A 14,500-nucleotide genomic window follows, 5' to 3' on the forward strand; every position below is an offset into this window, starting at 1 on the left:
CCAGATCGTCCTATGGGGACGCATGGTATCCTGATCCCTTCCATGGCTTTTCTTGTATTATATCATAAAAAAGGTAAAAAGACGACTCGAAACCGTCTTTTCACCGAGTTAAAATCGGAAAGCTTGTCCTTTTATCTCCACCGGAATCCCTGCTGTGACAAGAAAAACTTGATCAGAAACAGCTGCCACGCGTTGATTCATTAAGCCCGCCAAATCACGGAACATACGGCCCAACGGGTGTTGTGGGACGAGTCCGTCGCCTACTTCGTTTGTCACCAATAAAACGGTCCCTGGGTAGTCTTTCAGCTTGTTTACCAGCACATCAACCTGCCGGAGCACTTGCTCAAACGGCTGCTCCTCTCCATCATGCAGCAGCCAATTGGACAGCCAAAGGATCAAGCAATCAACCAAAATCACTGTCTGTTGATCTTGTATTTCCTTTTGAGCTCCCAGCTTCGCGAGCCATTCTGTCAATGCGTACGGCTCCTCGATCGTTTGCCAAGAGAAGCCAGACTGCAAGCGGCGGTCTCGGTGGTGCAAGATCCGCTCTTCCATCTCCTCATCAGAGATTTGTGCGGTCGCGATGTAAACACCCGAGGAACCCAAGTGAGCCGCGTATTTTTCTGCAAATGTGCTTTTACCGCTGCGTGCTCCGCCTGTAATGAGTACGATCATGCTTCTTTCTCCTTATTCGCACGTGTTCAAACTTGCGATTGCAAAATAATTTGCGGCAAATGATGGACAGGATGCTCCATGACAATCGGTCTGGTTCCGTATACAGCCTCTATTCTGTCACTTTGCAAGATGTCTTTTGGTGCGCCGACACTCATCTGCTTTCCTTTATGAAGCATCAAAATACGATCGCAGTATAGGGAGGCCAGATTCAGATCGTGCAGCACAGCAATGACCGTCACCTGAGTCGTCTTTTGCCATTTTCGCACGATGTCCATGAGTTGAATCTGGTACCCGATATCGAGGTAAGTCGTAGGTTCATCGAGCAACAGCACCTGAGGTCTTTGGATCAATGCCTTCCCCAAAGCTACGCGCTGCTTTTCCCCACCACTCAACTGATCCAGTGTGCGATCTTCCAAATGTTCAAGGCCGAGCATCTGTACGATTTCATCAATGAGCGATGCGACATCCTGCTTCTCTTCTCCCAACCAATTTTGGTAAGGAAAACGCCCCATCTCTAGTACCTCTCGAACACGGAAGCCAACTGGCGGCAGTCCTTCTTGCTCCAAAACAGCAAGTATTTTGGCAAGCTCCTTGCGTGGATACGAATGAAGCTTCTTCTCTTGAAGCAAAATGTCTCCTGCATCTGCCTTGATGACACCTGAAATGATTTTTAGCAAGGTGGATTTACCGCTTCCATTGGGCCCGATGATGCCAAAAAATTCTCCCTTGTCCACGGAAAAATCGATTCCGTGTAAAACAGGCGCATCCTGATACGATTTTTGCAAGTTGCGCACATTGATCATAAGCTTACGTTACCTCTTCCTAAAGCGTTTATTTTGCTTCAATAAATAGGCGAAAAACGGGGCTCCCAGAAATGCTGTCACGACACCGAGCGGGATTTCCGTTGGACTCAGCAGCATTCTGGCAAGAGTGTCGGCCCACAGCACATAAATACCGCCGCAGATCGCAGCCATAGGCAGTAAAATACGATAGTCAGGACCAACCAGCAATCGGACGAGATGCGGTACCACCAGACCAACGAACCCGATAATTCCCGCGATAGAAACCGCCGCTGCAGTCAGGAGGGTCGAGACAACCAGAACCACCAGCTTCGTTCGATCAACATGGACGCCGAGATGCGCAGCCTGCCGCTCCCCCAAAGCAAATAGGTTCAAGGAGCGCGCATAGCTCACGAGCACCATTCCCCCTATGACCAAGTACGGAATCAAGACGTACGTGAAGGCCCAGCCGCGAAATGACAGGCTCCCCATAAGCCAGAATACAATCTCATTCACAGTCTGATCGGATAGCGACACCATAAAGGAAACGAGCGAGCCAAGAAAAGCCTGCACCACTACACCAGACAAAATCAAGGTCTCCGTTTGCAGCTTTCCTTGCGTGTTCGCGAGGCCGAGTACGATCCATAAACTAAGCAGTCCGGTAAGAAAAGCGACGACAGGCGTGCTCCATGCACCCAAAAAGGTGATTTGCAAGCCAAAAAGGATCAAGAAGGCTGCCCCGACAGCAGAACCCGATGCCACGCCCATCGTAAACGGATCTGCTAGCGGATTGCGCAAAACTCCCTGAAAGCCCGCTCCCGCAAGTGACAAGCAGGCACCAATCAAGACAGCCAATACTACGCGTGGAAAACGAACCTTCATGACAATTTGCTCAGAAGACTCCGGCCACGTTACTGTGATCCACTCAGACAAGCCCGGGATCTGATGGAGCAGGATGAGCCACACTTGCGAAATGGGGAGATGTGCTGCTCCCATCGAGATGCTGATGACTATCGATGCCAGAAGGACGAGACAGCTTACTCCTCCCCATACGAACAATCTCTTCTTCATTTTATTTCACCAAGTCAGGGTAAATCGCCTTGGCAACTTCGATCAAGCCTTGTGTAATACGCGGACCAGGACGGGAAAGAATATTTTGGTCCATGCCAAAGATTTGTTTCTCACGGATCGCCTTCATCTTGTCCCAGCCATTGCGATTCGCTATCATATCCTCCAGCTTGACGCCAGTCTTTTCATCAGTAATTCCGCTCGCGTACAAAATGACGTCTGGGTCGTTTTGTAAAATCTTTTCCTCACTGATCGGATTCCAGCCCTCGGTGTCAGATGCAATGTTTGTCGCTCCAGCCAGTGTGATGAGTTCATCCATGAACTCGCCTTTTCCGACTGTCCAGCCTGGGGAAAATTCCAAGTATACCTTTTTCTTCTCTTCTGGTTTTACATTTTTCACTGCTTCTTGAACGTAGGCGATGTCTTTCTTCATTTGCGCCACGACTTTTTGGGCTTGTTCTTGTTTGTTGGTGATAACTCCCATCGCCAAAATGTTGTTTAGGATGTCATCCATTTTTGTCGGATGGGTAATATAGACAGGCATTCCGAGAGATTTTAGCTTGTCTGCTACAGGCTTTTCCATCGAAATTCCGCCGATTACCATATCTGGAGTCTGAGCGAGAATAGCTTCTTCATTCGGCTTGACTACTCCACCAACTTTTGGTTTTGCCTTCGCCGCATCTGGATAATCGTCATAATCTGAAACCGCTACGATCCGATCTGCCAAGCCTAATGCGAACAAAATCTCTGTCTCGGCAGGTGATGTTGAGACGATTCGCTCAGGGGCTTTTGCAAAGGTCACTTCTTTTCCTGTCGCATCCGTGACGGTCAATGGATACGTTGTTTGTTTTGCAGGCTGCACTGCCGCGTTCTCTTGCGGTGCGCTTGTTTGCCCACCTGGTGCCGGTTGACTGTTACCCGCACAACCTGCGAGACTCGCTGCAACCAATAGTGGGATCATGAATCGCAATGAACGTTTCATATAGTAAACTTCCTTTCTGCATGTCTGATTGACTGTCATTTCCCATAAAAAAATCGACCCTTGCTTCCGTTCGGAAATCAAAGGGTCGGCACTTCAGGGCAAACAGACATGTTAGTCCGCTTCCTGAAATAGGCCGATCCTTTCCGCGAAGGCAACAGGCACTAAAACAAACAGGCAGGTCTCCTGGCTTACGGCTGAGGAACAAACCGCTTTACAGTGGCGGGACCGCGCCGGATTTTCACCGACTTCCCTTTTCACCCGGTCTTCTGGTTCAAAGACGAGGCACCTGTTTGCTGTTACGTTTGAAATTGTTACAGTCCATGACTCAACCTACATCATAGCATTCCTTGGATGAAAAAAGAATGACAAACACTCTGCGAACGCCATCTGGCTTCCCAAAAATGAAAAACGCCTGAACAAAAGGTTCAGGCAATTGTAACGCTTTATTTCCCTCGTTTCTGCAAATAATCTAGAATGCCCATGGAGCATACTTGTAAATCGAGCTTGAGTACTTCGAAAACATCGTGGTCACCGCTGATGCCTTGTGACTGTAGATGATCAGCGACTCGTTCCAATAACTTACGAGACAGCTCATCGTATGTTTGTCCAATAGCAAGCGCTGACTCTCCTTCCGCCACAAACACGGGGAGCCACTCACGTAATTGGCGGTACGCGTCATCTACTTGCTCTGACATCCCAAAATGACCAAAGTAAATGCGACTCAGCTTGCGCGCTTCAAAACGGTTTAGAGAAGCTAACATGGCCTCCGGGTCAAACTGATTCGGGGAAGTCGACGGCAACACGAGGTGTATGCCATCCTCTTTAAGCTGTGGATAGAGTACACCTGCCGTATCACCTGTGAACATGCCACGGCTTACTGGATCGTAGATGCTGAAATGATGATTGGCGTGACCAGGCGAATCCAGAAACTCCAACACGCAATTCTCTCCGATCTGTAGTGTATCCCCGTCCCCGCGAATCAAAATCCGCTCCTCAGAAACAGCCTCAATCGGATCAAACAGACGATCAAAATCATCATGATAAACGGCTCGCGCTCCTGCAATTAGTCGGCTCGGGTCTACGAGATGTCGTGCACCTTTTGGATGGACAACGACCTTTGCGTTCGGGCAATCCTTTAGAAATAGTCCCGCTCCTCCCGCATGATCCAAGTGAATATGCGTCACGATGATGTATTTTACTTGTTCCGTCGTATAACCGAGCTTGGCGAGACCGGCCTTGATATAAGGGACGGAGGGGCTTGGCCCTGTTTCTACCAATGTGAGCTCTTCTTCCGCGATCACATATGTACCCGTACGTTCAGGCCACCCCATATCAAAACCGTCTATTAAATGGATGCGTCCCCCTAAATAGATTGGCTGTGTTGATTGCATGTAAATACTCCTCCTTTTCAAAAGCCAATATATTGCTGGAATATTTACACTTTACCATCTATAGTGGACGCATTGGGGATAAACAACACAAAATCTTCATATTTTTATCGTAATATGAGGGCAGCAAAAACAATTCCATTATCTGGAGGGGTACAAAAATGGGTCAGCTTTTTTCAGAATTACGACCTGAGCATGAGGCGTTCATCAAGAAGCAACAGATGTTCTTTGTTGCCTCTGCTCCTATGGACACAGATGGTCACGTGAATCTTTCACCGAAAGGGTACGATTCTTTGCGCATATTATCGCCCACAGAGGTCGCTTACTTGGACCTGACTGGAAGCGGAAACGAAACCAGTGCTCATCTGCAGGAAAATGGCAGAATTACTATCATGTTCTGTGCATTCGAAGGCCCCCCTCTCATCATGCGCCTATACGGCAAAGGAACGGTTATTCTCCCAGATACGCCCAGATGGGATGAGCTCGTAAATGACTTCCCACTTCTGCCCGGTGCTCGTCAAATCATTACCGTAAACATACAGGAAGTAAAGACCTCTTGCGGCTGGGCAATCCCCTTCTACTCCTTTTCAAAAGAACGCGAAACCCTTCAGAAATGGACCCTGGCGAAAGACGAGCAGGAACTGCTTGCTTATCAACAAGAAAACAACGTACGAAGCATGGATGGATTGCCAACACCATTGGGACAAAAGCTTTTTCCTGTAGTAGAAGGGGATAACTAATCGTACAACGCAAAGAAGCTGCCTTGCTCGCAGCTTCTTTGTTTGAAACCTCTTTACTTGCTGGTATAAATGACGACCGCATCGCGAAGAAACGCTGCTACACCTGGCTGTTCCTTGTCATAGTAAGCAGTAAAGCGCGGGTCATCGACGTACATCTGCGCAACACCTGCGTGAGCTTCTTTGCTGTAGCTGTCCCAATAAAAGCTGAGCCATTGACGGTGAAGATCAGCTGCTTTTTGGGAAAGCTCATGTGCAGGATCTCCCGTCGCAAAAGCCTGCGCCAATGTCTCATGCAGTTCTTCATTCAACTGCTCAAGTGCGGCGTACTCCTGCTCCGTCATTCCTTTGATTTTGTGATTCGATTTGTCAATCTGGTCACTTCCATATTTTGTGCGAATCTCTTCTCCGTACTGAGCCTCGTTGTCGTCAATCAACTTTTGCTTGAAGCCTTCAAATTTTTGCTTGTCACTCATCGTTTTGGTCCCCTCTCTTTGTGCTAATGTCAAATCGACATTGGCGATTAACGCATCCAATTGCGCTCGCCTATCCAGGAGCTTCTCGCGGTGCTCCCGCAGTGCCCGGTCAGCATCAAAGGTTGGTGAATCCAGAATCTCCTTGATCTCCTCCAAGCTCACACCCAGCTCGCGGTAGAAAAGGATTTGCTGCAATCGATCCACCTCTTGCTGTCCGTAAATGCGATACCCTGACGAATTGATTCTCGCCGGCTTGAGAAGATCAATTTCATCGTAGTATCGGAGCGTCCGGGTGCTGACACCCGCCAGGAGTCCTAGCTTTTGCACCGTATATTCCATGTTCATTCCTCCTGACAAATTGATCGTACACATTTACGGACCGTCAATGTCAAACACATTTTCATAATAAAATTGGCGTTACTCTATTTTTATTATTTGTTAAAATAATAGGAAGGGTATTACAAAGGAGGTTATGCGATGCTCTATGTCATCGGCTTCATTGTAGCCATACTTGGTGCTGGCTGGGGATTAACAGGGCTGCTCAGTCTCAAAGCAAGAGACAAACATGCTATCACCCATTATGCTGACGATGCATACGCCCAGCAAACCTTGTTCCAAATGCACAACAATCCTACCCAAGGAATGTAAAAAAAGAAAGTTGGCTGCCCGCATCGTGTGCAAGGCAGCCAACTTTCTTTTTTACAGAGCTTGGAACGTATCGGTCAATACCGGTACGATTTGTTTTTTACGGGAGACAACGCCCTTCAGAACAGCTTTGTTGTCTACCAATGTTACTTGGTACGCTTTTTCTACTGCTTGTGTTGCGCTACCAAGAGCGATTGCAACAGAGTCGTTGTTCAAGATATCCGTTACGACAAACACGAACAGGTCCAAACCTTTTTCAGCGATGTTTGCATTCATAGCCGATTCCAATTCGCTTTGGCGTGTGAGTACATCATTGACATCAACTGCATTTACTTGCGCGATTTCTACTTTCGCATTGCCCATTTGGAACTCTTTTGCATCCAGTGTGAGCAGTTGTGCGATTGTTTTGTCGCTTAAGTCTGCCCCCGCTTTGAGCATGTCCAGACCGTATGCTTCCAGATTGACACCCGCGATTTCAGCCAGCTCATGTGCTGCCGCTACATCTTGCTCCGTGCACGTTGGAGATTTCAACAGCAACGTATCCGAAATGATGGCAGAAAGCATCAAGCCCGCTATTTCTTTTGGAATGTCTACGCCGTTTTCTTTGTACATTTTCTTCAAAATGGTTGTCGTGCATCCAACTGGCTCTGCACGGAAGTAGAGAGGATTGCTCGTCTCAAAGTTCGCAATACGATGATGGTCGATCACTTCTACCACTTGCACTTGCTCAATATCATTCGCGCTTTGTTGGCGCTCGTTGTGGTCTACAAGGATGACTTCATTTACTTCATTCGCCACTGTTTCTACGAGGCGAGGCTCTTTTACTTGGAAGTAATTCAACACAAATGCTGTTTCGCTGCTGATTACACCGAGGCGTACAGGCTCTACATTCGCGCCCAGTTTTGTTTTCAAGTCAGCGTACACCAGTGCTGAACAAATGGAATCCGTGTCTGGATTTTTATGACCGAAGATTAGTTTTTTTTCCATCATCCATACTCCTTAATCGTGATTTGGCGTCAAAATTATACCATAGGTTAGAGGATATGCCCAAGATCCATTATAGGTTCAAATTGGATCATTGGAAATACGGTTTTCAAGATCAATTAGTAAAAAATGGGAGGCCATGACACAAAAAACCGACCCTCTACATAGTAAAGGGTCGGTGAGCAATATAGCTGATTCGATTAATCGTCCCAGTCTACATCCAGTACAGCACCTGTCGTAGCGGAAATCTCCAAATCTACTTCCTGTCCTTTCGCCGTTTTCACTTCCACGTCATACACGTATTGGTTATCGTCTTCATCCAGCTTAATGGATTTGATGTTACCGTTCACTTTCGCCAAAGCGATTTTTTTCGCTTGCTCTACACTGATTTTCACTTGTTGGTTTTTCCACTGATCGTCGTTGTCGTCGTCATGATCATCATTGTCATCGTGGTCAACTGTTTGCCACACCTCGCCAGTCATCGCGTCGACGTACACATCAAACTCTTGATGCTTGTTTTTGATCTCTGCTTTGTATACGAGGAAACCGTCCTCTTCATCCAGCTTCCATTCCGTAATAATACCAGACTGTACATCCCGAACTTTTTTGAGTGCTTTTTCAGGAGTGATGCGCACGAGCTTCGCCCAATTGTGTTTCACATCATCGTCGATTTGCAGGTACACGGTAGAAGTGTTCTTTTGCTGTCCGCTGTTGTACTGGTTGCTATGTGCAAAGGCTGTTACGCTGAGGCTCCCTACAATCAGTGCTCCTACCATGGTCATGACTACTTTTTTCATATGATCTCGCTCCTTTTTTTAACTGGTTTTGTTTGATCTCCTTTATCATAAAAAGGGCAGATGAAGGAAAAAAAAGAGAGAGATTAGAAATTGATGAGAAAATAGATAAGACCTCTCACAGATTCCATGATTGCCAGTGAGCCAGCACGCTTAACAAAAAGAGCGCGTGTTTTCTACTGGCAAAAACGATCCATTCCGGCTGTAAGAATGAAACATCCGCGCTTTTGCGTGCTTTCCGCTTCTTTCTGTATAATAAAAGCAATCGAGAGGACAACAGCTGACTCGATAACATGCGAAAGAGAGCGTGAATGGCAGTTGTTCTTAAATGAGAAGGAGAAACGATTTTTCCGTGGAATCACCACTTTTGAAAAACATCTTTTTTTGAATCTATTTTCTCGTAACCATGCACATGGTCGTCATGTCCGTTATGACCTTGGAAGTGAAAAACCCAGCACGTATCCAATTGACTGCACAAGCAACACAAGCTATCTCCTATGCCTATTCGGAATCAGACAATCGAAAATAAACAAAAGCACTCTACTAATCTTGTAGAGTGCTTCTTATACGTTTACGATAAACCATTCATGTGAAAAAGGAGTGACAGCAAGGGGGCTATCGCATAAGTATTTTCTATTTTCCGAGATTGATCTTAATGGCTTCCAATCCAGCGATTTCTCCCAGGAAGAACGTATCGCCCGCGAGTGTATCCATGGTGTAAACATGGTTGTTTTTCACTGCTTTGAGGTTTTTCCAGACAGGATGATCCTTCCAGATATGAATCAACCCTTCCGGCTCCTCTGCTTTCGCCGAACGACGGTTCTCAGCAATAAAGATATGATCGGGAGCGAGCTCACTCAACGCCTCGATTCCGATACGCCCCCCAATCTTGCCATCCTCGGGCAATCCTGTTATCGGTGTCAGCCCCACTTCCTCATAGTAAATCGGGAAGTTTTTGGGATGCATCACCGTAAAATCCTTACCATTGGAAACGAGGAATAGCACCGTTTCTCCTTTATGCTTATCTGCTGCTGCTTTTGCTTCGTTCTTCAGCTTATCAAAATCGGCCAAAACTTGCTTCGCCTTTTCTTCTTTACCAATCACTTCCGCTATTTTCATGAGGCGGTTGGGTGCATCCACTGAGAAATCAATGACGATGGAATCAGCCATTTTGTTGAATTCCTCAAATCTAGAGCCTTTTCCGGTGCTTGTCATGACAATAACCTCTGGGTCCATCTCCAACAAGGTCTCCAAATTCGTTTTTCCACCCAGATCCTTCACCGTTTTCCCTTCCGCATACTTCGCAAAAATGGGTGACTTACTTTTCGTCGACTCAAAGCCTTCGGATACAATCGGAGCAAAATCTAGTACGAGGAAGTAATCTGTTCCCATGATATCAACAGAAGCGACACGCTCTGGCTTTTTCTCCAGTGTGACTTCTCCCATCGTATGCTTGATGGTTCGCGGATACACAGGCTCCCCTGTCCCTTTTGTATCAGGTTGTGATGCTCCTGCCTCAACCGTTTGCGTTTTATTGTTAGCGTTTGTGTCTGTCGTCGCCTGTCCTGCCCCGCACCCCGCCACGACGGCTGTGGCTAAGATTACGGACAGAATGCCTGATAGTTTCTTTTTCATATATATTGAACTCCTTTTTCATCTCCTGATTTCAAACGTGTCTTACCCTTTTGACCGGATCAACAAATACAGAAAATAAGGGCCCCCAATGAGGGAAATGACAATGCCCGCTGGTACTTCTGTAGCCGGCATGATGCTTCGCCCTATCGTATCCCCGGCCAATACGAGCAATGAACCGACGAGCGCCGTAATGGGCAGCATGTATTGATGCTGGGGACCGACCAATCTGCGCGCGATATGCGGGCCAAGCAAGCCGATAAACCCTATCCCTCCGCCAGTCGCTACACTCGACGCAGCCAGACCAACCGCTCCCGCCATCAAGGCCAGTCGCTCCCGTTGAAGAGATACGCCCAGACTTGCTGCAATTTGTTCGTTCATACTGAGCAGGTTCAGCACACTTGCCTTCCGATACACGTACGGCAACAGGATCACCATCCACGGCAACAGTGCCAGCACGAACTTCCAATTGGAACCCCACAACGATCCCATTTGCCAAGTGACGACAAACTCGAGGTTCCGCGGATTCAACTGAAGCGTCAAAATAATGCTGATGGCACTAAGCCCCGCCCCAACTGCAATCCCTGTAAGCAAAAGACGAGTAGGTGATATTCCATGGCCCCGCTTGTATGCAAGCAGATAGATGATGGTCGCAGTGACAGTGGCACCGATGAGTGCGAGAAACGGCATCAAAAAAGGGGGAGCCATATTCGTCGCGGGATAAAGAGAGACGAACAACAATACGGACAGTCCAGCACCTGAACTGATTCCAAGAATGCCGGGGTCAGACAGACCATTGCGAGAGATTCCTTGCAGAATCGCTCCCGATACAGCAAGCCCAGCCCCAATCATGACCGCAATCACCATCCGAGGAAGCCGCAGCTCAAACAGCACGAGATTCTGCTTTTTCGAGCCCTCCCCCAGCAACGTCTGCAACACCTCGAAGGGCCCAATACTGTACGGTCCCGTGTTCAAGCTCAGGACAAAACCGACAAGCAAAAGTACCGCGAAAAGGAGGATCAGTCGGACACTACGGCTTTTTCTTTTTTCGGAAAATAGATCGATGTCCACTACCACTCCCTCCTTTCCTTACGAGCCAGGTACAGGAAGAAAGGGACTCCGATGACAGCGATAATAGCGCCAAGCGGTGTCTCGTAGGGCATCGCTATCATTTTGGCTCCAATGTCTGCAAAAACAACCAAAACGCCTCCCATGACTGCCGAACAAGGAATAATCCAGCGGTAATCAACCCCGACCAGAAAACGAACGATATGTGGGACGACGAGACCGACAAACCCAACACCGCCAACCGTTGAGACTGAAGCACCTGCCAGCACCATGACGACAACCGCCGCCACCCCCTTCACCAGCCTGGTCTTTTGTCCGAGTCCCGCTGCTATCTCTTCTCCCAGACTCAAAATGGTAATGGAGCGAGAAAGAATCATTGCCACAATGATTCCTCCCACAATCCATGGCATCATGACGGATACTTGAAACCACTCCGCTGTAGAGATCCCCCCGGCCGACCAGAAAGCCAGATCGTAGTTGATCTGAAACAAGAGGGAAATCGCCTGACTGATTCCTGATATGAGTGAGCTGACGACTGCTCCCGCCAACGCGAGTCGTAAAGGTGTCAAACCGTTTTTAGAAAAATAGGCCAGTCCATAAACAAGACCTACCCCCAAACCCGCTCCGATAAAAGAAAAGAGAATAATAGACTCAAAAGGGAGTCCTGGTGCAAAAGCAAAAACGAGTACGAGCACGAATCCAGCCCCTGCATTAATGCCCATCAAGCCCGTATCCGCAATCGGATTTCTCGTGACGCCTTGCATAATGGCTCCCGCTACGGCAAAAGCAGCACCCACCAACGCTCCTGCCAAGGCACGTGGCAATCTCAGTGTTTGAATAATGACGTGGTGCTCGTTGCTAGAATCATAGTGAAAAATCGAGTTCCAAACGGTGGCAAACGAGATGTTAGCCACTCCCGTGATAATGGATGAACCTAGCCCGAACAAGATGGCGCATATCCCCGCAACAATTAAAACGGTCGCCATCCACGGCCTAGTTCGAAGCGAAGCATTTTTAGTGATCGGCTGTGACAGTGACATTTCCCTTCTTATCCTCCAAAGCAACGGTTGAATCAATCACGGTCAGCTTGTCATTTGCAGCCGTTCTCGCTCGTGCTTCCGGGATGACCTCCGGAAAGCCAAGCTGAAGCATTCCTACGAGTTTTTCCTCCGCACGTACCCCTACCGCTTGCAAAAATCCTGCTTGATACGTGAACGGTTCCGTTTTCCAAACGACGCCCAATCCCCGCTCCCACGCCGCAAGCTGAAAGTTTTGAATCAACGTGCAGGCTGCCGCATAGTCCTCTTCCCGTTCTCTTTGCCGAGAGTCTTCGTTGACGATGACGAATAAATACGCCGGAACGCGTAAGAGTAATTCAGGATCTCTTTTTTTCATGGCATTTTGAAGAATGGCATCGACGACAATCTGCTTGCCTTCCTCCCTATACAGAACGAATCGCCAAGGCTCGCGCAGTCCGTGGTTAGGCGCCCAGACGGCTACATCCAGCAACTCACGAATCAGTTCCAGTGGAACCGGATCTGGCTTGAATTTCTTTATGGTTCTGCGGTCACGGATCGCTTGTGCAATCGGATACTGTGGTGACATCATCTCGTTCCCTCCAACAATAGTGATACTCATTCTCAATCATTATCACAAACTTGTGGACGCAAGAAAATTGAAGAACCTGATTCCTTTTTTGTACATTCCTGTGACTCTGCAAAATGCGTGAGCGCCTCTGAAATCGCCTGCTCATGGCCGAGTGCGGAATAATGCAGCCAAGGATATACCCCAGCTCGATGTACATTTCCTTTTAATCGATGCTTGCGTACATCCGTGCGAATTTTCCTTTCGTCGAAAAGCAGAATATGATCAGCCTGAAAATCATGAAGTTCATCCAGGCTCGTGATATCCAGAAAGGCAAAATGATCTGTTCCCATTGGCGGTCTCACCTGTAGGTCACCGTATAAAATATCGGAAATTTTCCGCCTTCTCGCCCCAAAGATACGGGCTCCACCATCCCAAGCCCTCACTGCCATAACGGTTTCATTCCCAATTTTTTTGCGGATACGCTCGCGGGCAGCAACTGCTTTCAGATCATAATAATAGAGCCAACTCGTCGCCACCTCTGCAATTCCCAGCATGGTAGCTACCTGCTGCAAATGATCTCGCCAGGTCGTTGTTTTGAAAGGAATGAGCTGTGTCGGTGCAATGGCTTCCAATTGTTCAAGCCATGGTGCAACCTGATCTGTACCGACAATCAAATCCGGCTCCATCTGGCGCAGACGATACAAGTCAAATTCCAACGTAGCAGCTTCCATCTGGGAGTACGGCCGCTTTTGCCGATGCTTTTCCCAAACGGGGATCAGATGTTGAATCGAAACCCCCAATGCAAGCAGATCGCCGATGATTGCTGGATGGAGAACGGCTATTTTCTTGTGTAACGATTTCTTGAAGCGATAAGGGGGCACGCCAACGATCTTTTTAAACATCCGACTGAAATAGTACACATCCCGATAGCCAACTTCACTAGCTACCTCAGGAATCATCACGTCCTCCGCCACCAGAAGCTGACAGGCCTTCTCCATTCGTTTCCGATTGATGAATTGCAAGGGAGTGAGCGAGGTGTACTCCTTAAACTGCTGATAGAAAAGGGTCGGCGTCATTCCTGAGTAGCGAGCCATCTCTTCAATTTGAAAAGTCTCCTCACAATGCTGCTCCATATGCTCAGCGATCCCTTGAAGAAGTTGCTGACGATCTGTTTTTTTCTCTTGCAGCGTAATTCCAGCCATAATCGCTTGCCATAGCTTCAGAAAAAGAATTTGCATGGTTGCCTGATCGAAATGATCCTTTCGCCATGCCAGATGCAATTGTTCGATGTGATGGTGAATCAAGGAGATTGCTTCGATATGGTGCTTCCCCTGGATTGGTAGCATCACTTCGTTTATGAGCCAGCCATCCCTTTCTTTTCTGGCATGAGCAGCAAAAAGCGCCACATAACAAACATAGATGTTCTCCGTAATGGGCAAAAGGGCGAGCCCTTCCTCTATATCCTCTGGAGATATGACCAAGAAATCTCCCTGGGTAAGCATCCCTCCTGTCTTATCCAACCGAAACGACGCCCTGCCCTCTATTACCAGAATGATTATTTGTTCGCTTCTATCTCTCGCTTCTGCAAGCTTCCATTCTTTTGAAATGGACAAAACTTGCACATCATTTACAGTGATGACATTCGGATCACTATATTTGTCTGTTTTCCCCATAACTAACTCCTC

At 47.8% G+C, this 14,500-nt stretch carries 15 protein-coding genes and 1 riboswitch; of the genes, 2 read left to right on the forward strand and 13 right to left on the reverse strand.

Going from position 1 to position 14,500, the window contains the following annotated elements:
- Positions 1-108 precede the first annotated feature (108 nt).
- The 5 genes from cobU to C7R93_RS18160 all read right to left on the reverse strand — a co-directional run bounded on the left by cobU (position 109) and on the right by C7R93_RS18160 (position 4,895).
- Positions 109-675, reverse strand: a complete 567-nt coding sequence (cobU, locus tag C7R93_RS18140; protein WP_106840128.1) for a bifunctional adenosylcobinamide kinase/adenosylcobinamide-phosphate guanylyltransferase — start codon at positions 673-675, stop codon at positions 109-111.
- 26 nt (positions 676-701) lie between these two features.
- Positions 702-1,478 (reverse strand): heme ABC transporter ATP-binding protein, encoded by a 777-nt coding sequence (locus C7R93_RS18145; protein ID WP_106840129.1) that lies wholly within the window; start codon positions 1,476-1,478, stop codon positions 702-704.
- A gap of 9 nt (positions 1,479-1,487) precedes the next feature.
- Positions 1,488-2,525, reverse strand: coding sequence for a FecCD family ABC transporter permease (locus C7R93_RS18150; RefSeq protein ID WP_106840130.1), 1,038 nt, complete (start codon positions 2,523-2,525; stop codon positions 1,488-1,490).
- A 1-nt stretch (position 2,526) separates the two neighbouring features.
- On the reverse strand, positions 2,527-3,504 hold the full coding sequence (locus tag C7R93_RS18155; protein ID WP_106840131.1) for an ABC transporter substrate-binding protein: 978 nt from the start codon (positions 3,502-3,504) through the stop codon (positions 2,527-2,529).
- Positions 3,505-3,660: 156 nt separating this feature from the next.
- Positions 3,661-3,809, reverse strand: a riboswitch (cobalamin riboswitch).
- Positions 3,810-3,947: 138 nt separating this feature from the next.
- Positions 3,948-4,895: an MBL fold metallo-hydrolase gene (locus tag C7R93_RS18160; protein WP_106840132.1), complete on the reverse strand. Its 948-nt coding sequence runs from the start codon at positions 4,893-4,895 to the stop codon at positions 3,948-3,950.
- A gap of 158 nt (positions 4,896-5,053) precedes the next feature.
- Here C7R93_RS18160 and C7R93_RS18165 point away from each other — a divergent pair, with 158 nt between their 5' ends.
- Positions 5,054-5,632 (forward strand): pyridoxamine 5'-phosphate oxidase family protein, encoded by a 579-nt coding sequence (locus C7R93_RS18165; protein ID WP_106840133.1) that lies wholly within the window; start codon positions 5,054-5,056, stop codon positions 5,630-5,632.
- Between the two features lie 53 nt (positions 5,633-5,685).
- Here the strand turns inward: C7R93_RS18165 and C7R93_RS18170 are convergent, their stop codons facing one another.
- Positions 5,686-6,444 carry a MerR family transcriptional regulator gene (locus tag C7R93_RS18170; protein WP_106840134.1) on the reverse strand — a complete coding sequence of 253 codons (759 nt, stop codon included), beginning with the start codon at positions 6,442-6,444 and terminating at the stop codon, positions 5,686-5,688.
- A gap of 138 nt (positions 6,445-6,582) precedes the next feature.
- On the opposite strand from C7R93_RS18170, the gene C7R93_RS30350 reads away from it, so the two are divergent.
- Positions 6,583-6,753 (forward strand): hypothetical protein, encoded by a 171-nt coding sequence (locus C7R93_RS30350; RefSeq protein WP_167402478.1) that lies wholly within the window; start codon positions 6,583-6,585, stop codon positions 6,751-6,753.
- A 51-nt stretch (positions 6,754-6,804) separates the two neighbouring features.
- On the opposite strand, the gene C7R93_RS18175 is transcribed toward C7R93_RS30350, so the two are convergent.
- From C7R93_RS18175 to C7R93_RS18205, 7 genes are all read right to left on the reverse strand, one after another.
- Positions 6,805-7,737 (reverse strand): manganese-dependent inorganic pyrophosphatase, encoded by a 933-nt coding sequence (locus tag C7R93_RS18175; protein ID WP_106840135.1) that lies wholly within the window; start codon positions 7,735-7,737, stop codon positions 6,805-6,807.
- A gap of 197 nt (positions 7,738-7,934) precedes the next feature.
- On the reverse strand, positions 7,935-8,531 hold the full coding sequence (locus tag C7R93_RS18180; RefSeq protein WP_106840136.1) for a PepSY domain-containing protein: 597 nt from the start codon (positions 8,529-8,531) through the stop codon (positions 7,935-7,937).
- 630 nt (positions 8,532-9,161) lie between these two features.
- Entirely contained in the window at positions 9,162-10,163 is a 1,002-nt protein-coding gene (locus tag C7R93_RS18185; RefSeq protein WP_106840137.1) for an ABC transporter substrate-binding protein, read from the reverse strand.
- A 42-nt stretch (positions 10,164-10,205) separates the two neighbouring features.
- On the reverse strand, positions 10,206-11,231 hold the full coding sequence (locus tag C7R93_RS18190) for a FecCD family ABC transporter permease (protein ID WP_106840138.1): 1,026 nt from the start codon (positions 11,229-11,231) through the stop codon (positions 10,206-10,208).
- Entirely contained in the window at positions 11,231-12,268 is a 1,038-nt protein-coding gene (locus tag C7R93_RS18195; protein WP_106840139.1) for a FecCD family ABC transporter permease, read from the reverse strand. The genes C7R93_RS18190 and C7R93_RS18195 overlap by 1 nt, the downstream gene beginning before the upstream one ends.
- A complete protein-coding gene (locus tag C7R93_RS18200) occupies positions 12,243-12,836 on the reverse strand; it encodes a nitroreductase family protein (protein ID WP_106840140.1) in 594 nt (197 codons plus the stop codon). The genes C7R93_RS18195 and C7R93_RS18200 overlap by 26 nt, the downstream gene beginning before the upstream one ends.
- Positions 12,837-12,868: 32 nt before the next feature.
- Positions 12,869-14,488 (reverse strand): AraC family transcriptional regulator, encoded by a 1,620-nt coding sequence (locus C7R93_RS18205; RefSeq protein ID WP_106840141.1) that lies wholly within the window; start codon positions 14,486-14,488, stop codon positions 12,869-12,871.
- Positions 14,489-14,500: the final 12 nt, after the last annotated feature.

The organism is Brevibacillus fortis (assembly GCF_003013395.1).
Taxonomy (GTDB): Bacteria; Bacillota; Bacilli; order Brevibacillales; family Brevibacillaceae; genus Brevibacillus; species Brevibacillus fortis.